Source organism: Phenylobacterium sp., from assembly GCF_041691455.1.
GTDB lineage: Bacteria > Pseudomonadota > Alphaproteobacteria > Caulobacterales > Caulobacteraceae > Phenylobacterium.
In genome coordinates this window covers 113,492-135,420 of sequence record NZ_JBEPUO010000007.1, presented here as the reverse complement: position 1 = coordinate 135,420, position 21,929 = coordinate 113,492, and the positions used below count along the sequence as shown (strand labels likewise).

General features: G+C 70.0%; 13 protein-coding genes. 11 read left to right on the top strand and 2 right to left on the bottom strand.

The features are described from left to right. The first annotated feature begins 17 nt into the window (after positions 1 to 17). The 11 genes from ACESMY_RS12055 (at position 18) to dpdD (ending at position 20,857) form a co-directional block, all read left to right on the top strand. Positions 18 to 1,619 (top strand): recombinase family protein, encoded by a 1,602-nt coding sequence (locus ACESMY_RS12055; RefSeq protein ID WP_372784832.1) that lies wholly within the window; start codon positions 18 to 20, stop codon positions 1,617 to 1,619. Continuing rightward, a complete protein-coding gene (locus ACESMY_RS12050; protein WP_372784831.1) occupies positions 1,619 to 2,509 on the top strand; it encodes a plasmid partitioning protein RepB C-terminal domain-containing protein in 891 nt (296 codons plus the stop codon). Before ACESMY_RS12055 ends, ACESMY_RS12050 begins: the two co-directional genes overlap by 1 nt. Continuing rightward, on the top strand, positions 2,509 to 3,435 hold the full coding sequence (locus ACESMY_RS12045; protein ID WP_372784830.1) for a plasmid partitioning protein RepB C-terminal domain-containing protein: 927 nt from the start codon (positions 2,509 to 2,511) through the stop codon (positions 3,433 to 3,435). Before ACESMY_RS12050 ends, ACESMY_RS12045 begins: the two co-directional genes overlap by 1 nt. Before the next feature lie 119 nt (positions 3,436 to 3,554). Next, positions 3,555 to 6,680, top strand: coding sequence for a protein DpdE (gene dpdE / locus ACESMY_RS12040; RefSeq protein ID WP_372784829.1), 3,126 nt, complete (start codon positions 3,555 to 3,557; stop codon positions 6,678 to 6,680). After that, positions 6,677 to 9,157: a protein DpdF gene (dpdF, locus tag ACESMY_RS12035; protein ID WP_372784828.1), complete on the top strand. Its 2,481-nt coding sequence runs from the start codon at positions 6,677 to 6,679 to the stop codon at positions 9,155 to 9,157. The genes dpdE and dpdF overlap by 4 nt, the downstream gene beginning before the upstream one ends. After that, complete coding sequence (gene dpdG, locus ACESMY_RS12030; protein WP_372784827.1) at positions 9,154 to 10,017, top strand: protein DpdG; 864 nt, start codon at positions 9,154 to 9,156, stop codon at positions 10,015 to 10,017. Before dpdF ends, dpdG begins: the two co-directional genes overlap by 4 nt. Next, positions 10,014 to 13,025 (top strand): protein DpdH, encoded by a 3,012-nt coding sequence (gene dpdH / locus ACESMY_RS12025; protein WP_372784826.1) that lies wholly within the window; start codon positions 10,014 to 10,016, stop codon positions 13,023 to 13,025. Before dpdG ends, dpdH begins: the two co-directional genes overlap by 4 nt. Further along, positions 13,022 to 13,732 carry a hypothetical protein gene (locus tag ACESMY_RS12020; protein ID WP_372784825.1) on the top strand — a complete coding sequence of 237 codons (711 nt, stop codon included), beginning with the start codon at positions 13,022 to 13,024 and terminating at the stop codon, positions 13,730 to 13,732. Before dpdH ends, ACESMY_RS12020 begins: the two co-directional genes overlap by 4 nt. Then, positions 13,732 to 18,258, top strand: a complete 4,527-nt coding sequence (dpdJ, locus tag ACESMY_RS12015) for a protein DpdJ (protein WP_372784824.1) — start codon at positions 13,732 to 13,734, stop codon at positions 18,256 to 18,258. Before ACESMY_RS12020 ends, dpdJ begins: the two co-directional genes overlap by 1 nt. Continuing rightward, a complete protein-coding gene (gene dpdK / locus ACESMY_RS12010) occupies positions 18,258 to 18,785 on the top strand; it encodes a phospholipase D-like domain-containing protein DpdK (RefSeq protein WP_372784823.1) in 528 nt (175 codons plus the stop codon). Before dpdJ ends, dpdK begins: the two co-directional genes overlap by 1 nt. Next, positions 18,776 to 20,857 carry a protein DpdD gene (gene dpdD / locus ACESMY_RS12005; RefSeq protein WP_372784822.1) on the top strand — a complete coding sequence of 694 codons (2,082 nt, stop codon included), beginning with the start codon at positions 18,776 to 18,778 and terminating at the stop codon, positions 20,855 to 20,857. Before dpdK ends, dpdD begins: the two co-directional genes overlap by 10 nt. On the opposite strand, the gene queC is transcribed toward dpdD, so the two are convergent. Together queC and ACESMY_RS11995 are read right to left on the bottom strand one after the other, a co-directional pair. Next, complete coding sequence (gene queC / locus ACESMY_RS12000) at positions 20,848 to 21,555, bottom strand: 7-cyano-7-deazaguanine synthase QueC (protein WP_372784821.1); 708 nt, start codon at positions 21,553 to 21,555, stop codon at positions 20,848 to 20,850. The two genes, dpdD and queC, sit on opposite strands and share 10 nt — an antisense overlap. Beyond that, positions 21,552 to 21,923 (bottom strand): 6-pyruvoyl tetrahydropterin synthase family protein, encoded by a 372-nt coding sequence (locus tag ACESMY_RS11995; RefSeq protein WP_372784820.1) that lies wholly within the window; start codon positions 21,921 to 21,923, stop codon positions 21,552 to 21,554. The genes queC and ACESMY_RS11995 overlap by 4 nt, the downstream gene beginning before the upstream one ends. Positions 21,924 to 21,929 lie beyond the last annotated feature (6 nt).

Here is a 21,929-nt window from a genome sequence, read left to right as displayed (position 1 = left end):
GCGCGACTTCAAACAATATGTTGGAAACTCGCGCGGTCGGATTGCAGGAGCAGAGGAGCGCAACCGTGCCCGCCGTTGAAATTTCTGAGGCGCAAACACCGTTCACGAAGGCGGCGCAGTACGTGCGGATGTCGACGGATCACCAGCGCTATTCAACCGAGAACCAGGCTGACGCCATCGCCGACTATGCTGCCCGGCATCACATGGAGATCGTCCGCACCTTCGCCGACGAAGGCCGCAGCGGGTTGAACATCGAAGGCCGGGAGTCACTGCGGCAGTTGATTGACGAGATCGAGGCCGGTCAAACCGCCTTCCAAGCGCTGCTGGTCTATGACGTCTCGCGCTGGGGGCGCTTCCAGGACGCCGACGAAAGCGCTTACTATGAGTACCTCTGCCGCAAGGGCGGCGTGAAGGTCATCTACTGCGCGGAGCCCTTCGAGAACGACGGGACGCCCGTCTCCACCATCGTCAAGAGCGTCAAGCGGGCGATGGCCGGGGAGTACAGTCGCGAACTCTCATCGAAGGTCTTCGCCGGTCAATGCCGCCTCATCGAGCTCGGCTATCGGCAGGGCGGTCCGGCTGGCATCGGCCTGCGGCGCCTGCTGGTGGACGAACGGGGCGACCCCAAGGGCGAACTTCGACGTGGCGAGCACAAGAGCCTACAGACCGACCGAGTGATCCTCGTGCCAGGGCCGCCGGAAGAGCAGGCCTTGGTCCGACGCATCTACAAGCTGTTCCTGTCGACCGGGATGACCGAAGGGGCCATCGCGCAGCAATTGAACCGCGAAGGCTTGGTCACCGATCGCGAACGATCCTGGACCCGCTCGGTGGTCCACCAGGTGCTGACCAATGAGAAATACATCGGCAACAACGTCTACAATCGAGTGTCCTTCAAGCTGAAGCAGCGGCGGGTCCGCAATCCGGTAGAGAGTTGGATTCGGGCGGAGGGCGCCTTCGATGGCATCGTCTCGCAGGACGCTTTTCACAAGGCTCGCGAGATCATCCTCGCCCGCTCGCAGCGGCTTAGCGACGAGGACTTGCTCGATCGTCTCCGACTGCTGGTCGCCGAGCGACGGGCGATCTCAGGCCTGGTGATCGACGAGCGGCCCGGCATGCCCTCCAGCAGCGCCTACCGCAGCCGGTTCGGCAGTTTGCTGCGCGCCTACCAACTGGTGGGCTATCGGCCGGCCCGCGACTACCGCTACCTGGATATCAACCGCCGGCTTCGTGACCTGCATCCCCAGGTTCTTGCCAACGTGCGCGCCGGCATCGAACGGGTCGGCGGGGACGTCGGCTTGGGCCCCGACGGCCTGATGCGGGTCAACGGCGAATTGAGCCTCTCGATCGCCATCGCGCGGTGTCAGGAGACCGGCTCTGGCGGCTACCGATGGCGGTTCGGGTTCGACACCGGCCTAGCGCCGGACGTGACGGTCGCGGTGCGGATGGCCGGCGGCAACGACACGCCCATGGACTACTTCCTGTTTCCAAGCCTCGACTTGGCTGCAGGTCGACTTCGTCTGGCGGAGGATAACGGCCTCTCAATCGACGCCTACCGGTTCGATGACTTGGAAGAACTGTTCGCCCTGTCGATGCGCGTGCCGTTCACGCAGGCCGCCTGATGTCGGAGTCGGACATCCAGATCGAGGTGGTGCCGATCGACCGCATCACCGTGCTGAACCCTCGCGGCCGCGGCCGGCGGGTCCATCGCGAGATCATCGACAACATCGAGGCCGTGGGGCTGAAGCGGCCGATCACCGTGAGCCGCCGGCGTGGCGCAGACGGCGAGGATCGCTTCGACCTAATCTGCGGGCAGGGCCGGCTCGAGGCCTTTCAGGCGCTGGGAGAGACGAGGATCCCCGCCATCGTCGTGGATCTGGCGGAGGAGGACTGCTTGGTCCGCAGTCTGGTGGAAAACGTCGCCCGGCCGCAGCATCGCGGTATCGATCTGATGCGCGAGGTGGGCGCGCTTCGAAAGCGCGGCTATTCCGACGCCGAGGTCGCCCAGAAGATCGGGGTCACTGCGTCTTGGGTCAGCCTGATCGTTGGTCTGCTTGAGAAGGGCGAGGAACGACTGATCGGCGCCGTGGAAAGCGGGCTGATTCCTCTGACCTTGGCGGTGACCATCGCGCGCAGTGATGATGGCGGCATCCAGCAGGCCCTCGCCGACGCCTATGCCGACGGACGCATCAAGGGCCGCAACGTGGAGACGGTGCGTCGTCTGTTGGAGCGCCGTCAGCGGCGCGGCGGCGTGGGACCTCAGCGGTTTGGACGCTCCACCGTTCGGCAGCGGCCGACCGCCGAGCAGTTGGTGCAGATTTTTCGCAAGGAGGCGGACCGGCAGAGGCTGATCGCTAAGAAGGCGGACTTTGTCCAAAGCCGCCTGCTGTTCATCGTCCAAGCGCTCAAAGAACTCCGCCAAGATCGGACCTTTGCCAACCTGCTGCGATCCGAACAGCTCGACACCATGCCGCGCGCGTTGGATGCGCGGCTGGCCGGCGAGCGCGGTTGATGACCGAGCCGCCATCGCGGGTGGCCTGGGGCTTCGAGGCGAGGAGCATCCAGGTGGATCTCGACGCTTTGCTGCCGCTCAAGCCCCTGCAGGATGACATCAAGCTCAGCGCCAAATACCGGCAGATTGTCACCTCGATCCGCGCGGTGGGCTTGGTGGAGCCACCGGTGGTGACCCCCGACACCGCCAACCCCGGGACCTACTTCATCGTCGACGGGCATCTGCGCGTGGAGGCGCTGCGCGACCTCGGGATGAGTTCCGTCGACTGCCTCGTGTCCACCGACGACGAGGCCTTCACCTACAATAAGCGCGTCAATCGGCTGTCGCCGCCGCAAGAGCACAGAATGATCGTTCGGGCGATCGAACGCGGCGTTCCGGAGGAACGGCTGGCCGAGGCTCTGGGGATCAATGTCAGCGCCATCCAGCGTCGCGCCCGGTTGATGGACGGGATCAGCGACGATGTGGCGGAGCTGCTACGGGACGCGCCCTGTTCATTCGCGGTGTTCGATGTTTTGCGAAAAATGGGGCCGCTCCGCCAGCGCGAAGCCGCCGAACTCATGCTGGGCCACAACAACTTCGGACGTCCCTTCGCCATGGCCTTGCTGGCGGCCACGCCAGACGGGCAACTGGCGGCCGGAAAGCGCAGCCGAAAAACCGCCGACACGAGCGCTGTCACCCGTGAGCAGGTGGCACGGCTGGAGCGGGAACTCGCCGGCCTTCAAGTGCAGATCAAGTCTGTGGAGGAGACCTACGGCCTCGACAATCTCCACCTGACGGTCGCCAAGGCCTATGTCACCAAGCTTCTCGCCAGCGCCTCGGTGGTGAAGTGGTTGGCCCAGCATCGACCGGAATATCTGAGTGAGTTCCAGCAGATCGCTGAGCTTGCGAGCCTTCCCGTGGAGCCATCCGCCGAATCTCCGGACTAGATTGCAATCGGGCGCCGGTTGCGGCGGTCGCGACGCGGCCGGTGGCCAACGGCGGCGGGCTAAGGCCTACGTCTCGTCGCGATCACCCACGTCCGACCAGCAACTCGCGGTTGCCGAACATGGCGGTTCACGTCCATGCTTCGGTCGGGGGGCTGGTCAGTTTGCAACAGCCATACTTTGTGGAGGTCGACGACCCTAGGGGCGTCGGCCTGCTTCTGGGACGTGACGATCAGCATGCGGACGTGGAGTTCTTTCACTCGACGACGCGGCAGGAACGCGTCCGGCTGCCACTCCAGACGGTGAGGCGCACCTATCTGCCCCGCCAGACCCGAGTTTACTTCCGCCGCAGCGACGATCGCTGGCGCATGGGACGAGTTCGCGATTTCCTGCTCGAGGACGGCGGAGCGGTGACCTACGAGGTCCGGGCGCCGAACCAGGACGTCAGCGACATCCCGGAATCGGCGCTCCGCGTCCGCTGCTTTAGCAACGACGGGGACCCGGCGGAGGTGCTGGCCTTCGGCGCGGCGGAGACCCAACGCTGGGCGGACGCGCGCTGGCCGGCGCGACGCGCCCTGACCAATCTTCGGGCAGCGGCGCAGGGCCTTACCGGCTTGGTGTCGGCCTCCGTGGAGTTGGTGCCGCACCAGGCCGATGCCGTTCGGCGCATTCTGCACGATCCCCTGCAGCGTTACCTGCTCGCCGACGAGGTCGGGCTCGGCAAGACGATCGAAGCCGGGGCCGTGGTTCGCCAGACGCTCCTCGACGATCCGTCCGCCACCGCGTTGGTGCTGGCGCCCGAGACCTTGACGGGGCAATGGACCCACGAACTGGAGGAAAGGTTTGGGCTCTCCGGACTTGGCGCGGACCGCACCCGGGTCCGGCCGCATTCGGATCTCTCGGACGGCCTGAGCCCAGCCACGATCCTTGTGGTGGACGAGGCGCACCGGCTCGCGGGCGGGGACGTGCTGCCCGCGCCCTTGCTGCGCCTCTCGGCGGTGGCGGAGAAATTGCTGCTGCTGTCGGCGACTCCGCCCATCGGCCATGAGGCGACGCTGCTGGGGCTCCTCAAGCTTCTGGATCGCGACCGCTGGGGCGACGAGCCGCTCGTGGACTTTCGAACGCACGTGGCCGAAGCGCAGACCTATGGTCGCCTCCTGTTGGGGTTGCGCGCGGACGCCAGTCCCTTCGTCCTTAAGCAGCGTATGTCCGCAGCCCGGTCGACTTTCCCGGAGGATCCGATCGTCCAGGATCTCACGGCGCGGTTTCTCCAGAGCGAAGACCCTGAAACCCGCGCGGGCGTGACGGACAGACTGCGCGATCATATCGCCGACACCTATCGCATCCATCACAGGATCATCCGCGCCCGCCGCTCGGATCTCGAAGGATGGGAGTTTCAGCCAAGGGGTCCGGCGCCGGTCCGCGAGGAAGAGGACGACGACCCGGGGCTGGCCGGCGCTCTGGCGGCTCTGGAAGACTGGCGGACAGCGGCCTTGCTGGCGCAAGAGGCGAAACCCGAGGCGGCGAAGCGTCTGCAACGGCGACACGTGGCCTTGCTGGAGGCCGTGACGACGGGTCGGGACCTTCCATCGGAGCCCACCGAGTTCTTCGCCGGCGAGGCCGACCTCGTGCGCGCCATGGCCGAAAGCCTCGGCCCGGATCGCGTTGTGCGCCGGGCGCCCCTCGTCGCCGAGATCGCGACGCGCCAGTTGCGGTTCCTGCGGTCCGCGGGCGCGTCGGCGCCAAAACTCGTCGTCTTCTGCTCGGAGGCCGACATGGCCGCGGCAGTCGCCGAGTGTGCGGGCGCGACGGCGGACACCGCCGTCTTCGCCGCCGCTGGCCAGGCCGATCTGGCGCAGGCTTTCGAAGGGCATCCCGGGCCGGCGCTCGCGGTGCTGAGCGAAGCGGGAGAGGAGGGGCTGAATCTGCATTTCGCGGACGCCATCCTGCACGCCGACCTGCCCTTCGCCGTGGGGCGGCTCGAACAGCGGATCGGGCGCCTCGATCGCTTTGGTCGAACCAAGGGTCCGATCCGGCATATCGTCCTGACGCCCGCCTTGGACGACGACACGCTGTGGACGGCCTGGCTGCAGCTCCTGCGGACCGGATTCGAAATCTTCGACAAGCCGACCAGCGACATTCAGTTTGCGCTCGCCGCGATCGATGCGGAGATCGAAGAGCGGCTGCTTCAGGGTCCGGAGGCGCTTGCCGAATTCGAGCCCGGCCTCAGGGCGCAGCTCAGCGCCCAGCGTACCGCGCTCGACGAGCAATACGCCCTGGATCAGCTGGCGATGTCGCGCGACTCGGCGCGCAGCCTGGTGGAGTCGATCGAGGCGGCGGAAGTGGACGAGTCCGCCCTTGGCCGCGACGTCGACGGTCTGGTTCGCGGCATGCTGCAGTTGAAGGTGCGGGCGCTGGATGCCGACGCCTTCACGCTGGCCTGGGCGCCCGACACCCAGTTGCCGGACCCGCCGTGGGGCCGGCGCTTTGCGCCGGCGCTGCAGGTTCCGCTCACCTGGAAGCGTCGCGTCGCCGTCGCGCGCAAGGACGTCCGGTTGATCCGTCCGGGATCGGCTCTGACCGAGCCGCTGCAGCAGCTCCTCGACTGGGACGACCGTGGATCGGCGTTCGCCACTTGGCGCTTCGAGCCGGGCGGCGGCGGATGGGGCGAAGAGCGGCTGGCTTTCCGCCTTTGCTGGGTGGTGGGTCCGGGCCGCATCGACGCGGCCCGACTGGAAGGCGGCGAGTCGGTGGAGGCGCTGGAGCGGTTCGCCCAGTCGCTGATGCCCACCTGGACCCTGACCCAGCATATCGGCCCGGACCTGGAGACCATCGACGACCCGGCCTGGCTGAAGATCCTGGAGCGGCCGTTTGCGCCGGAGGCCCTGGAGGAGGGTGGGCGCGACTTCAACCTCGGCAGCCGCCCAGACTGGCTCGCGCGCGTCCTGCAGCCCAAGGCCTTCGCGAGCCTGTGTTTCGCGGCGCGCGACGTGGCTCTGGCGCGCCTCGTGGCTTCGCCCGACTATGAAGCCTGGACGCAGAAGGGGCGCGGGATGGCGAGCGCCGAACTGGACCGCCGCGCGGCGCGCCGGAGCGTGCGCCGCCAGATCCGGCCGTCGCCGACGCTGGCGCGGGAGGCCGAGCTCGACGCCATGGTGGCTGACGCGATCGCCCGACCCGCCGCCCGGCTGGACTGCGTCGGGGCCATCGTCGCCGCGGGCCACATTCCGCAGGCTGCGCGCCGATGACGGTCGTCAGCGACGGCCCGGCGTTCGCAGCGCTCCGCGCGGCCCTGGTCGGCGAGCGGGGTCTCGACGATTTCACCGTCGCGGATCCTGCGGGCGAACGTCTGCGTCAGGCGCTCGCGGACCCGTCGGCCAGCGCTCTGGATCTCGCCGTCCTCCTGCGCCAGCTGCTGCTGCTGGAAACCAGCCGAAGTCCCCTGGAGCGGCCTGCGCGATGCCGGCGTCCGACTGTCCGGATCCTCGACCCGGCGTCCCTGCGCGCGGCCGGCCTGGAGTCTCCCGACGGGTCGCATCTCTGGGCGGCCCCCTGGCGGCCGCCCTGGCTCGCCGACCCGGAGCCCGAGCCAGACGCCGTCGCGGCCGCGGCGGCCCGCCGACGGTTTGGGGCGGCAGACCAGGGTCCGTCGCCCGATCCCTTCGTTCGGCCGCTCGGCTACGCGCGCTATCGTTCGGTCGGCCAACGGGCGGCGGTGCGCGCCGCCTTGCTGACGCCCGCCGGCGGCGCCCTGGCGATCGATCTGCCCACCGGCGAAGGCAAGAGCCTGGTCTTCCGCGCCATCGACCGGGTGGGCTTCGCGTCAGGCCGCACCTCGGGCGGCGAGGGCGTGACCTTGGTCGTGGTGCCCACGGTGGCGCTCGGCTACGACCACGAGAACGCCTGTCGCCGCGATCCGGATGAGATCCTGGCCTACGTCGGACAGGACGCCGCCCGGCGGGCCGCGATCCGGGAGCGGCTGACCGTCCTGAAGTCGGGCCTGGTCTTTGCGGCGCCGGAGGCGGCCTGCGGCAGCCTGCGATCGGACCTGGTGGATCTCGCCCAGGCGGGCCGGCTGAAAGCACTGGTGCTGGACGAAGCGCACCTGGTCGACGCCTGGGGCACCGGCTTCCGGCCGGAATTCCAGAGCCTGTCGGGGCTGCGCCACGAACTGATGGCGGCGGCGCCCCCGGACCTCGCGCTGCGCACCATCCTGCTGTCGGCGACGCTGACGCCCGAGACCCTGGACACGCTCGAAACCCTGTTCGCGGCCCCCGACCGGTTGCGCCTGCTGTCGGCGGCGCAGACGCGCCCCGAGCCGGCCTACTACGTCGCGCCCGTCGCCGACGAGCCCACCCGGGAGGCGACGGTGGAGGCGGCCCTGCTGCATGCGCCGCGGCCGGCCGTGCTCTATGTCACCAAGGTCGCGGACGCCGTGCGGTGGGCGGCCCGGATCCGCGAAATGGGCTTCCGCCGGTGCGCCGCCTTTCACGGAAAATCGCCCGACGCCGAACGCGAAAAGACCCTGGCGGCCTGGCGCGGCGGTGAACTGGACCTGGTCGTGGCCACCTCGGCGTTCGGCCTGGGGATCGACTATCCGCACGTCCGCAGCGTGATCCACGCCTGTGTGCCCGAGACCTTCGACCGGTTCTATCAGGAGGTCGGCCGGGGCGGCCGGGACGGCGGGGCGTGCCTATCGTTGATCGCCCCGACCGTGGCGGACGTGCGGGTCGCCCGTGGGCTCAACCGCGAGCGGGTGATCACCGTCGTGCGCGGTCTGCAGCGCTGGAGCGCGATGTTCCATCACCCCGACAGCCGCCATCTGGGCGGCCAGCGCGTGCGGGTCCGCCTCGACGTCGCGCCGGGCCCGGACGAGGCCGATATCGATCTGGTGGGCGAACGCAGTCTGCAGTGGAATGCGCGCATCCTGACCCTGATGAGCCGCGCCGGCCTGGTGCGGCTGGTCGGCGACGTGGCCTCCGGCCCAGACGAACCGGGGGTCTACGAGACGATCGAGGTGCTCGAGCCGGGACACCTGAAGGCCGAGATCTGGACGCGGTTCGTGGAGCCGGTGCGCGCGGCGATCGCCGCGGCCCGAACCCGCAACCTGAACCTGATGCTGCAACACCTGCGCGGGAACATCTGCCCCTCGGCGCTGCTCGAGTCGCTCTATGGCGCCGATCGCCTTCTCGCCGGCTGCAGTTCCTGTCGTCTCTGCCGGGTCGACCCCCACGCCGCGCGTCCCGATCCCCTGCGGCGGGAACCGGCGTCCCCCTGGGACGCGCCGCCCTGCTGGCCGCCGCTGGCCGACCTGATCGAGGACGGCGAACTCGTGGTGACCTATGCGCCGGGCGCGTCCGGCGGCTACAGCCTTCGCCGCGCGGCCTCGGCCCTGGCGGAGATCTGGGGCGGCGGCGTGCGCATGCTCCGCATGCCCGGCGAGCCCCAGCCTCTGTTCTCGCGGGCGCTTGAGGCCCTGGAGACCTTGCCGATCTTCACGAGCGTTGCGGCGAGCCGCGCCACGTCGAGGCTTCCCCGGGGCGCCGAAGTGCTGCTTGTGGCGCCCGGCGGGTCCGTTCGGCTCGGGGAACCACGGCGCGATGCCCGCGTCGTCCTGCTGCCGGAGGATTTTCCGGATCCGGACCGGCCTGGCGAAGCCCTGCTGGAGCGCTACAACGGCCGGGTGATCTCCTTGGACGCATTGCTGGAGAGGCTGGGCACATGAAGGCCATCACCGCCGTCGGCGCGACCCCTCACCGGATGACGATCCTGTTCGATATCCTGGCGGAGGCCGGAGAGCCGGGCGAGGAGCGCGAGAAGCTTGCGGCCCTGGTGGGACCGCCGTCCCTGGCGCGGGGCGACGAACCCGGGGAAGACAACGCCTTGGGCGACTGCCTCGGGCTCGGTGTGGATCTCGGCGTATTCGAGGCGCAGGAGGACCGGGTGCGGCTGGCCGAAGCCGTGCGCCAGCCGGGCCTGACGTTCCTGGACGTGGCCGCCTCCCGGATGGTCGATCAGGTCGATAGCGCCGGCCCTTCGTCGGGATGGATGGCGGGGGCCATCGCCTGGTTCCTGTGCCAGGATCCGCTGGAGGCCCTGCCGTGGGGCGGCTCGGGCGCCACCACCCGGATCTTCCGTCAGCTCGGGCAGAGCGACACTTACGGAATGTCGAACGACAGCCGCTTTCAGCAGGCCGTCTACTGGGCCCGGACCCTGGGGTTCGTCACCCGCTTCAACCTGAAGGACGAGATCGTCGTGCCCGATCCGACGGCGGCGCTGCTCGCGCGCCTTGATCGCGTCCTGGCGCCGGGGGCCGAGGCCACGCTCGGGAAGTTCATGAGCGACCTGGCGAAGGTCTGCCCTGTGTTCGACGGCGGGGCCGTACGACGCGAAGTGGCGGACCGGATCGGTCTGGAATCCGCCGACCGGGCGGCGTCTCCGGCCCTGGCCCTGGCCCTGCAGCGCGCCAAACAGCGGGGCGTCCTGACCTTCGACATGCTCAACGACGCCGAGGTGGTCTTCGTACCAGGTCTGCTGGACGCCGGCCGGGTGAGCCATGTCGCGCGGCCGGGGCTGGCCGCATGAAACAGGTCGTCTGCTGGGATCCCGAGCGCGTCACGGACGTCATCAATATCGACGCGGACTTCGTTCCCGATCCGGTGTTCTGGGCGGTGGACACCGCCACGCCCCTGCGGGTCACCGACCCCTATGCCGGGCCGGCCCGGGAGATGTCCACGGAGCAGCTGGTCGAGCAGTTCCTCGATCCGGTTCGCGGACACTATCAGCTGGCGGTGCTCGGCCCGTCCGGCGCCGGCAAGTCGCATGTCATTCACCGCATGCGCCAGCTGGTCGAACTGCGGTCGGGCTTCGAGGTGCTGGCCATCCGGCGACTGGAGACCAATCTCCGCGCGGTCCTCGAAAAGCTGATCCAGCGCCTGCCGCCCGAAGAGCGCGCCCGTTACCTGGAGGATCTGCAGCGGGCGGGCACCACGCTCGCGACCCCGGAGGCCCAGAAATCCGTCCTGCTCGACAGCCTGGCGCAGGCTATCGAAGAGGATACGCCGCAGCCGCAGCCGGGGATGGACCCGGAACTGGAGCAGGTGCTCCTTGCCGCGCTCCCCGATCTCCTCCGCGATCCGCATCTGCGGCCGACCAAGTTTCTGGCCGACGGCGAGGTCGTGTCCCAGCTGGTGGATCGCCTGTTTTCCGCGCGCGAGGGCAAGCGGCTGGACGAGCAGATCCTGTTCGACAAGGACAGCCTGCCGCTCAGCGGCCTCGATCTGCTAAAGTGCTCGAAGCCGGCGCGCGACGCGATCGAGATCTATCTTTACGACGCCGACCGGACGATCCCCTCGGTGCTGACGGTGATCAACCGCAACCTCAACCGCGCGATCGCGCGGGCGCTCAACTTTTCCGGCGACCTGCTCGGCGAGCTCATGGGCCGGATCCGCACCCGCCTGAAGGCGGAAGGCCGCGAACTGGTCATTCTGTTCGAAGAGTTCGCGCGCTTGCAGGGCTACGACCTGGCGATGCTGTCGGCCCTGCTGGTCCAGGGCGGCGAGAATCTCTGCAATGTGCGGTGGGCGCTGGCCTGCACCAGCGGCCGCTTCCGCGACCTGCCCGACACCGTGCGCACGCGCATGGACGCCATCGTCGATCTGGAGGACGCCCCTCCGCGTCCGGATCTCGCGGCGTTCACGGCCCGCTACCTCAACGCCGTCCGGGTCGGCAAGACCGGCCTGGACCAAGCCTTCGGGCTGTCGGCCCGCGAGCTTCCCAATGCTTGCGAGGGCTGCGAATGGCGGCCGGACTGCTTCGCCGCGTTCGGCGCCAGCCGCGAGGGTATGGGGCTCTATCCGTTCACCGCCGCCGCCCTGCCGGATTTCGCGCGTCGGGCGGGGGCCGACGATGGCGAGCGGTTCAACCCGCGGCGTTTCCAGCGCCGCGTCCTGAAACCGGTCCTGATGGAAGAGGCGGCCAATCTCAAGACGGGAAGCTTTCCGTCTCTCGCCCTGCTCAACCAGTTGGGGGGCGCGGACATCCTCAGCTTCGAGCGCGGACGCCTGCAGGAAAAAGCCGGCCCTCGCTTCGATCAGTATCTGGCCTTCTACCAACTCTGGAACGCCGGCCGGTTGAACGGTGCGGCGGATCCGGCGCTGCAGGCGTTTGGCCTCCCGCCGCTCAGCGGGTTCGCCGAATCCGGACCCGAACCGATCGAAGACGACATTTCGTCGGCGGAAGCCGCTGCATCGGATGACGGGACGTCTTCCAGCGCCGGTCCGAAAGTCGCGGCTCGCGATCCCGTGGCCGTGCAGCTCGGAGCCTGGATCGATGGCGGACGTCTCGATCAGAGTCTCGCCCAGACGCTGCGCAACGGGCTGTTCCCGTTGATCGAGCGCTCCATCGACTGGGACGAACTGGGACTGCTGCCGACCACCTTCGCCAGCGCGACCGCGAGCACCGGCAATCGACCGTTCCGGAACCAGAGCATCCAGTTCGCCAACCAGGCCACCACCGGGGGCGTCGGCGGCGCCATCCGGCTCGAGCTGCCGCTCCGGAGGGACGCCGCCGGCTTCACCGCCACGGCCCTGGCGCTCGAGGTGCTGCTGAAACACCAGAAGACGGGCGATTGGAACCAGGCCTTCGGGCTGGAAGGCCTGGCGGCGCTCAGCGAGCTGGCGACGGCCTGCGCAAATGAAGTTTCCCGTCAACTCAAGGGCCTGGCCGGAAATCCGAAGACCTGGGATCCGGTCGCCGGCGCCGTAGACCTGTTGTTGGTCGGGTCCGCCCTGGCCGGGGGTCTGGCGACGGGACCGATCACCGACGAAAAGATGATCGAGGCGATCTTCCGGCCGATGCCCGACGAGAGTCCGTTCGCCGATGGCAAGTTGAGCGCGGTCTACACGCGCCTCCGGACGAAGCGCGCGAACCTGCAATCCCTGCTCAGGGCGCACGTCTCCGCCTCCAAGGGCGGACGCCAGGGCCGTCCGATCGATCCGCGGCCGGTTCGCGACGCGGCGCGTCGACTGCGCCGGCAGAAGTGGGCCCTGTCCCGGACGCCCGCTCCGCTGCCGGATCTCTATGCGGAGATCGGCGACCTCTACGCTCTGGTCCTGAGAGACCTGCCGCCCGCCCTTGCGGCGGAGCGCGACGCGCGGGTGGCGTGGCTTGCGGAGATCGATGCGGCGTTCGGCCCCGAAACCGGCCGTCAGGACATTCTGCAGGCCGCGAGAGCCGCGGCGGCGGCGGCCATCGCCGAGGGCGTCCATGCGCCGGCTCCGGCGCTGGAGCGCAGTTGCGCCGAGCTCGCGCAGGTTCAGTTCGACGCCGCGGTGCGCTCGGCCCGCGTGGTGGCCACCGCCGATCCGCCGGAGGCCGAACTGCCCACTTATGCCCGCGGGCGTCGGGAGGCCGTCGAGGCGGCGTCCAGGCTGGTGACGGCCTGGACCGCGTTCCTCGACGCGGCCGAGACGGAGATCGCCCAGAAACGGACGGACGCCGGCGTCGATCAGATCAGCGAAAAGATCGGCCGCCTGAGCCAGGTGGTCGACGATCTCGTGAGCGAACTCGAGCCGCTGGAGACCGAAGCGTGAGCCTGCTCGAGCGGTCCGCCAGCTTCGTATCGGACACCACGGAACTCGGCGCCCTGCGCAGTTCCGCCCACCAGGTTCAGGCCGTCGAGACCCGGACCGGTCAGTTGGAGGCGGCGCTCGCCAAGCTGCGGCTGGCACTCGGTCGCCGGACCCTGCTCGTCTCGGAAGGCCTGACCGTCGCCCTCGACACGAAGTCGGCCGGTGGCATTGCGTTCTACCTCAGGACGTTCAAGGCCGATCTCGCGAGCGATCCGGCCGCAGCGGCGTCAAACGAACTGTCTCCGAAAACGATCGGCCCCCTCAACCTCCTGTCGGCGGCCGTCGAAGCCGCGTCGGCGGCGGCCTGGTCGGCCCATGTCCGCAGCAAAGTCCCGAGCGTCGGGGAAGATCTTCTGCAGCACCTGTCGCAGATCTCGGCGCTCCAGGCCCGCGTGGAACGGGTGCGTCGACTGAGGCGGGACGCCCTCGCGCTGGCGGACCAACTTCCCATCGATCCGGCCATCTTCAAGACGCTAGACGACCTTGCGGAGGCTTGCGCCACCGCTTGGCGAACGCTCGACGCCGAGAGCCTGCCGCCGTCCGTGGCGCGGTTCCTGCGCGACGCCAGCAGCGACGGCGGCGCAGATCTGGCGCGGCTGGACGAGCCGGTGCAGACGTGGCTCACGGCGAACGGGCTCGGCGGCGCGTTCGGAATCCGGACCCGCTGATGGCCGCTCTCGGCGCCGCGCACGATGCCTTGCTGAACGCGATCGAGGACGTCGAACTGCTTTCGCTGCGGTGGGGCGACGTCAGCGCTTCGCTGGGACGCGACGAAGCGTTGGAGATCGCCGAAGCGCATTTCCCCGGAGAGGCCGAGGACGGTCTCGAAGCGCTGGTCGAAGCCGCGCTCGTCGTGGAGTTCGACGTCCCGGGGCGGGGTCCCCGCTACCGAAGCCGGTTTGGCGAGACGGTTCGGTTGCTGGCCCGGATGCGGCAGACGTTCGCCGGCGAATCCTGGCGCGGCGCGCCGCCGCTGGTCGCCGACTACCGTCTCGACGTGCGGGCGCGGCGTTATCCGCGATGGGACCAGGACTCTGGCGCCGCAGCCGACGCCGCGGATCTGACAGCGCTTCAGCGGGCGGTGTGGCGGGCGATCGCCCCGGGTGCGCTGGCGGCCTTTCAGTTGCGGGCGGCGGATCGCCTGCTCCCGACGCCGGGCCAGGACGTCGGGGTGATCGTCGGCGCCGGCACCGGGTCGGGCAAGACCCTGGCCTTCTATCTGCCGGTGTTCACGCGCCTCGCCGAACGGGTCCGTACGGGAGACTTCTGGACCAAAGCCATCGCCATCTATCCGCGCAACGAGTTGCTGAAGGATCAACTGAGCGAGGCCTACGGCAACGCCGTGGCCCTGGTGGACACCCTGGCCGCGGCCGGCCGCCGGCCGATCCGGCTCGGCGCGTTCTATGGCGACACGCCCACCGCCGGCCGGGAGGAAGCGGTCGCCCGGGTCTGGCGGCGACGGCGCACGGCCTATGTCTGTCCCTACCTGCGCTGCGGATGCGGCGGGGACATGGTGTGGAGTTCGGAAGACATCGCTCAGGGCGTCGAGCGCCTGCAATGCGCGCGGTCCTGCGGGTCGGTCACGGACCCGGAGGTGCTCGTCCTGACGCGCGACCGCCTGCGCCGCGAGCCGCCCGACCTGCTGTTCACGACGACCGAGATGCTCAACCGGTCCCTGTCGGACCAGCGCCGCCGCGGACTGTTCGGCGTGCGGACCGCTGCGAACCGACGGCCAGAGTTCCTGCTGCTGGACGAGGCGCACACCTACACCGGCGTCGCCGGGGCCCAGGCGGCCCTGACCTTGCGGCGGTGGCGGCGGCTGGCGGGCGGTCCCATCGCCTGGGTCGGACTTTCGGCCACCCTGCAGGACGCTGCGACTTTCTTCGCCGAACTGACGGGCCTGCCGCCCGGCGCGGTCGCGGAGGTGACGCCGCAAGACGACGAATATGTCGAGGAGGGCCGCGAGTATCAGATCGCGCTGCGGGGCGATCCCGCCGCCGGGACCTCGCTGCTCTCGACGTCCATTCAGACCGCCATGCTCGCCGGCCGCATTCTCGATCCGCCCGGCGGACCGTCGCAGTTCCGCTTCGGCGAACGGATGTTCGCCTTCACCGACGACCTGGACGTGACGCATCGCCTGTTCGACGACCTGCGGGACGCGGAAGCCTTCGATCGCTTCGGCAACCCCGATCCGGCGCGTCTGCCGCTCGCGGCCATGCGCGGTCAGGCGCCCCCCGGCCTCGTGGAAACCGATGCCGATCGCCGGGCCCGCGATGCGGACGGCCAGCGCTGGAGACTACCCGAAGTGATAGGGCGCGCGCTGTCCGACCGCTTGACCGTCGCGCGCACCACCTCCCGTGACCCCGGCGTCGACGCCGCCGCCAATATCATCGTCGCTACATCGGCTCTGGAGGTCGGTTTCAACGACCGTCGCGTCGGCGCGGTTCTGCAGCACAAGGCGCCGCGGGACTTCGCGTCCTTCCTGCAGCGCCGCGGCCGCGCCGGGCGGGACCGCCGGATGCGGCCGCTGACGCTGACGGTCCTGTCCGACTACGGCCGGGACCGGCAGTTGTTCCAGGCGGCCGAGCACCTTTTCGAACCGACCTTGCCGCCCCAGTCCCTGCCGATCCGCAACGAATATGTGCTGCGCATGCAGGCCGCGTTCGCCTTGCTGGACTGGATTGCCGATCAGCCGCGCCCGCCCGGCACACCGACCAGCAGCGCCTGGCAGACTGTGGCGCAGCCCAGCCGCCCGGCCTGGGACGATGCCGCCTGGCGCGATCACATCGCGCGCCTGCTGTCGGAGGTGCTGCGCGCCGACGGTCCTCTGCGCCGCTCGCTCGCCGACCATCTGAAGGCGTCGCTGCGCCTGGACGACACCGCGGTGGCCAGCCTGCTGTGGGAACCGCCCCGCTCCCTGCTTCTGGAGGTGATCCCGACGCTGAGCCGGCGGATGTACCGCAACTGGCGACTGGCCTGGCCGAACGGCGCGGCCCGGGACGATCTCTGGATCCGCGACCACCCCCTGCCGGACTTCGCGCCAAGCGCTCTGTTCGCCGACCTCAACCTTCCCGAACTCGAGATCGTCCACGCGGGCGACCGGCAGGGCGATCCCGATGTCACCGAGACCCTGGCGCTGCAGCAGGGACTGGCGCAGTTGGCGCCGGGGCGGGTCACACGCCGGTTCGGCGACGCCTACGGGGGTCTGGCCCACTGGTCGCCGGTCCCCGCGGGGATCACCCAGTGGGATCTGGACGTCGCCGCCTACGCGGAGACCTCCGAACCTCTGGGCCCCCATCGCGGCGAGGGCGCCGGAGGCTGGATCGAGGCGCAGGTGTTCCGGCCCTGGCGCCTGCGGCTGGACAAGGCGACGCGCGGCGTCGTCGGCGTCACTTCCAATTCGCGCCTCTCGTGGTCCAGCGCCTTCCAGCCGCACGGGGAACCGGTGCAGGTCGCGCCGCCGGCCCGGACCGCATGGCAGGGCTTCGTCGAAGGCGCCGACATCTACCTGCACCGCTTTCGGGCGAGCGTCGGCGTCAGCCGCTTCGCCAGCGAGGCCCGCGCCGAACTGCGCCGTCCGGGCGGCGTCGACCAGATCGTCGACATCACCTTCCGGGACGGCGATGGCGCCCTGGCGGCGGTGGGCTTCGATTTCGAGACCGACGGCCTGGCCTTGCGGCTTCGGCTTCCGCCGGCCGAGGCGCTGGCCGAGGCGCCGCTCGAACCGCACCTGCAACGCACGCTCCACACGTCGCTGCATCGGTGGCTGACGGCGGAGGACCGGCAGTTCCCGCGCGAGACCAACGGCTTCCTGAAGACCTGGCTGCGGCAGGTCCATCTGCTGTGTTGCGCGAGGCGCGCGCTCGACCGGGGCGAGACGCTACAGCGCGCCGCCGACGCCGTGGATCAGGCCGGCTCGCTCGCGGACTACGACGACGTCATGAACATCCTGCTCGGCGTTCAGCGGGCCGACGTTCTCGGTGCGGAGGACGACGACGACGACCCGGCGCCCGACCATGCGGGCCCAACGCGCCCGCTGCGGGACCGGCTCGAACGCCTGAAGGGGCGGCTGCAAGAAGCGCTCCGGGACGGCAGCGTGCGCGCCCGGTTGCACGCCAACCTGCTCGCCGCCCTGGACGCTGCGGGGCCGGAGCGGGCGCGCTATCTGCGCGTCACCCTGGTGGGCACGCTCGCGGAGGGTTTGCTGACGGCGGCGGTCGCCGCAACGCCGCGCCAGGCAGCCGCCGATGCGATCCTGGCCGATCTGGAAACCGACCCGGCCGATCCGCGCCGGGCGACGCTCTGGCTTACCGAAACCACCTTGGGCGGCGCCGGCGTCCTGCAGTCCATCGCCGATCGCTTCGCCGGCGAACCCCGCGCTCTGTACCGGGGCATCGAGGCGGCGCTCGAACCCAGCGACCTCGAGGTCGCCTCCGGGGCGCTGGCCAGGACCTATGGGCTCGCGGCCCGGGAGCCGGCCGTGGCGGAGGCGATCGCCCGCGTCCGGGCCGAGTTGGGCCATGTGGCCCGGGCGGCGGCGCGCGCCGACCTTCTGCTGGAACTCGATCGCCACGGCGTGGAAACGACCCGCGCCTTCGTGGTGACCTTGAGCGCCCGGATGCTGACCCCCGGCATCGGGCCGCGTCACGACGATCTCGTCCGACGTCTCTTGGCCTTCTGGGAAGAGACGGAAGCGCGGCTTGGCGTCGAACTGGATCCCCGCGAGGCGGCGGTGCTGGCGACCGCAGATCAAACCGCCGCCGATCTGGCGCTGGCGGCCGGCGTCTTCGAGGCCGCGGCGCCGCCGGGCGACCGGGCGCTCGCCTTCGGCGCCCTGCTCTGGCCGCGGACGCTGGCCCTGCATCGTCAGGCCCTGTCCAACTGGAATCCGTTCCGCGGCGACCTGCCGGCCGACCCGGCGCTGGTCCGGGCGCTGCTGCTCGAGGGCGGGGGCGCCGCCATTCCGGTGACCGACGACGACTGGTGGGAGCGCCTCGCCGCCACGCTCGCACAGGAGGGCGTCGGGCGGCTCAGCGCGCCCTTGGCCCGTCGCGATCGGCTGGGCGAGGCGCTGGTCGCAACCCTGGTGCGGCCCATCCACGTGGGACACCTGCAGTTGTTCCCGGTCCTCGAACGGATCGCCAAGGACGAGACCCAGATCGTCGCGACGCTCGTCTTGCGGGAACAGATCTGATGACGAGCCGCGACTTCACGGGCCCCTGGCAGAGCCGAGCCATCCGCGACGCCCTGCAAACCCTCTTTCTGACGGAGCTTCTCCGGCCCAGCGCAGAGCTCTGGGTGCTCTCGGCCTGGATCAGCGACGTGGAGATCGTCGACAACGGCGCCCGGGCGTTCAGCGCGGTGCGGCCCGACTGGCCCGCCGGCTCCATCCGGCTGACCCAGATGCTCGAAGCCGTCGCCCAACGCGGCGCACGGGTGGCGGTCGTCGTGCGCGAGGTCGACCACAACGCTTATTTCCTCCGGACGCTGCGCGAGGCGCAGGCCCGCGCCGACGGGCGGCTCGGTCTGGCGATTTCGCCGGACGCGCACGAGAAGACCCTGGTCGGCGAGGACTATGTGTTCGGCGGTTCGATGAACTTCACGCTCAGCGGCCTCACCACGAGCGACGAGCACGTGCTCCTGCGGGCCGACCCGCAGGCGGCGGCGATGCGGCGGCTGGCCCTGACCGAACGCTGGGGGAGTCACCTCACGTGGCGCTGACCCTGGATCTTGCGGCTTTCGGCGCGGCGGCGGACTGGGCCGCGCTGCCCGCCGGCGCCGGCGACCTGGCGGCCACGCTTAGCCAGGAGAGCTTCCCCGGCGGCCTGCTGCCGGCGCGCCAGGCCGATGGCGGCTTCTGCGTCTATGCCGTCGCGGGCTCTCCGTCCGAGTGGCGCAAGCTGCAGCCGCTGTTGCTGGCTTTCTCCGGTCCGACCCTGACGGATTTCCACGGCGTTCCGTTGAGCGTTCCCACGGCCGACCCGCTCGCGCAGATCCTTTTCGCGAGCGGCGCCAGCGCGGTCGCCCGACTCCGCCCGGGGCTGGAGCCTCAGTCCGATCTGGCGGTCATCCGGGCGCTGAGCCGGCTGCAGACCCTTCTGGCGACGGCCCCCGTCCTCACCTTGTCGCGTCCGGAACCCACGTCGCGGCTCCTGGGGGGACTGCAGGACGCCCTGAACGGCGGCGACGTAGCGGACGCCTGGCGCATTCACGGGCGGCTGAGGTCGGAACTCCGCCTGGACGCCATCAACCTCACCCAACTGGAGATGCAGATCCTCGCAGTCGCCGGGGACTGGACGGCGATCCGCTGGCACGACCGCTTCGAGAGCCTGGCGCTCTCGGGACCTTCGCCCGCCACGGCCGAGGTGTTGCTGGAAGCCATCTACTGGTGCGCCGCTTTCGATCCGGAAGACGGGCGGGAGCGGACCCCCGACGAGCTCGCCGACGACGAGGCCTTTCCGTTCGTGGCGTCGCTGCTGGCCCGTGCGCCGAACCCGGCCGCCGACGCGGTGGAACGGCTGCGCGTCCTGGTTTCGAACGCCGCGCCGGCCCCGGAGGCCCCGGCCGCCGTTCAGGCCGACGTTGCGCCCGCGAGGGCGCCGGACGCTGCGCCGGCGCCGCAGGACCCGCTACAACGTGCACAGACCGCCTTTCTCGTGGTGGCCAGCAGCCCGGCGGAGGGCGACCCCGATGCCGATGCCGCCCTCCAGGACGCCATGCGCGCCCTGGACCTGCCGGCGCAGGGCCGTCTCCTCGAACGCCCGATGTTCCGGGCTCTATGGGAGGAAGTGCGTGCCAGGGCGGGCGACATCGCGCCGCCGCAGGACTGGGCGGCCTGGCTGACGCGGCTCGGAGACGAGACCTTCGATGCGCTCGAAAGTGCGCGGCTGGGTGCGACGGCCTGGCGTCTGCCGGCGGGGGCTGCGGATCCGGCGGCGGCTTTCCGGCTGGCCGACCAGATCGCTAACATTCCGGAGGGGCTCGCCGAAGAGCGCCTGGGGGAGGCCATGCCCTTCCTCGTGCAGTGGGCTCAGGGCGATCCGCAATGGCCGCGCGAGGCCTATCGATCCGTCTATCTCGCGCTGCTGGTGCGGATGGCGTTCGCGGCGCGCCGCGGCGACGCCTTGTTGCGCTCCACCTCGGCGCTTCTGGACGGCGCTCTGCGCAGCGGCCTGAGTTCGGCCGACTATCGCGATGCGCTCGACGCCGCCGAAACCGTGTGCGTCGAGGCGGTAAGCCGGGCGTCCGCCTACGACGTGCTGGACGTCGTCGATACGGCGCGCGCGGTGTCGCCCGTCGATGCGGCGCGCCTCCAGAACTTCACCGTCAATGTCGTCTCCGTGCTGCAAGGCCTAGCCGCACGCCTCTCGGACGGCCAGCGCGTGGCCCTGGCGGCACTGGCCGAAGATGCGGGGCTGGTCGCGGAGAGCGGCGCCCAGGCCGCTCCCGACGTTACCGCCATCGCCCAGGTACTCGGCGGCAAGACGGTCGGAATCTATACCCTCACGGAGCCGGCCGCCCGGCAGGCTCAGGCTCTGCTGACCCGGGCGGCGCCCAACGTCAGCGTCGATCTCAATCACGACCGCGGCGGCAGCGCGGCGCTGGCGGCCATGGCGTCGCGATCGGACCTGGTGGTCGTGGTCTGGGCGTCCGCTAAACACGCGGCCACGGAATTTCTCAAGGGCAAGCGGGGCGAGCGGCCCCTGGTCTATGCGGCGGGCAAAGGGGCGAGCAGTATCGTCCGAGCCGTGGAGGAATGGGCGGAAACCGCCCTAGCCGCCGTTCAGGCCTGAACCGACTCCATACGCCGCCAGGCGACATAGCCTTTCGCGCGAAGATCGCAGGCCGGGCAGACGCCGCAACCGCGGCCCCAGGCGTGCTCGTGGGTGGTGTCGCCCTCGTAGCAGGTGAGCGTCCGGTCGCGGACCAGGTCCACGAGGCGCAGGCCGCCGAGTTGGCGGGCCATCTCCCAGGTGGCAGCCTTGTCGATCCACATGAGCGGGGTCTCGAGGACGAAGCGCCGCTCCATGCCGAGGTTAAGGGCGACCTGCAGGGCCTTGATGGTGTCGTCCCGGCAGTCCGGATAGCCCGAGTAGTCGGTCTCGCAGACGCCGGTGACGATGTGCTTGAGGTCGCGGCGGTAGGCGACGGCGCCGGCGAAGGTCAGGAACAGCAGGTTGCGGCCGGGCACGAAGGTGTTGGGCAGGCCGGAGGCGGCGGTGGCGATCGCCATGTCCCGGGTCAGGGCCGTATCGCTGACCTCGGCGAGGACGCCCAGGTCCAGCATGTGGTCGTCGCCCAGCTTGACGCCCCAGTCCGGAAACGCGCGGGCCAGGTCGGCCCGGAATTCGCTGCGAGCGGTGAGTTCCGCGCGATGCCGCTGGCGGTAGTCGAAGCCGATGGTCTCGACCCGCTCGAAGCGGGTCAGGGCCCAGGCCAGGCAGGTCGCGGAGTCCTGGCCGCCGGAGAACAGCACTAGGGCGCCGCTCACGCCGGGCTCTCACCGTAGTAGGTGACGCGATCGGCGGTGGAATCCCTCAGGACGGTGACGCTGTGCAGGCTGGGAATGTCGGGCTCGAGGCGGCGCCAGATGAAGCTGCAGAGGTTTTCCATCGTGCCGGGACCGAGATCGTTGATCTCGTCCAGGAAGCGATGGTCCAAGGCGCAGCGGGTCTCTTCCAGCTTGTCGGCCAGGATCCGCGTATCGATGATCATGCCGCTGGCCGGGTCGGGCGCCCCACGCAGGGTCACCTCGGCGCGATAGGAATGCCCATGAATGCGCCGGCTCCCGTCCGCTTCGACGTCGCGGAGGAGGGTGTGGGCCGCATCGAAGCGGAATTGCTTGGTCAGTTCATACATGGCTGC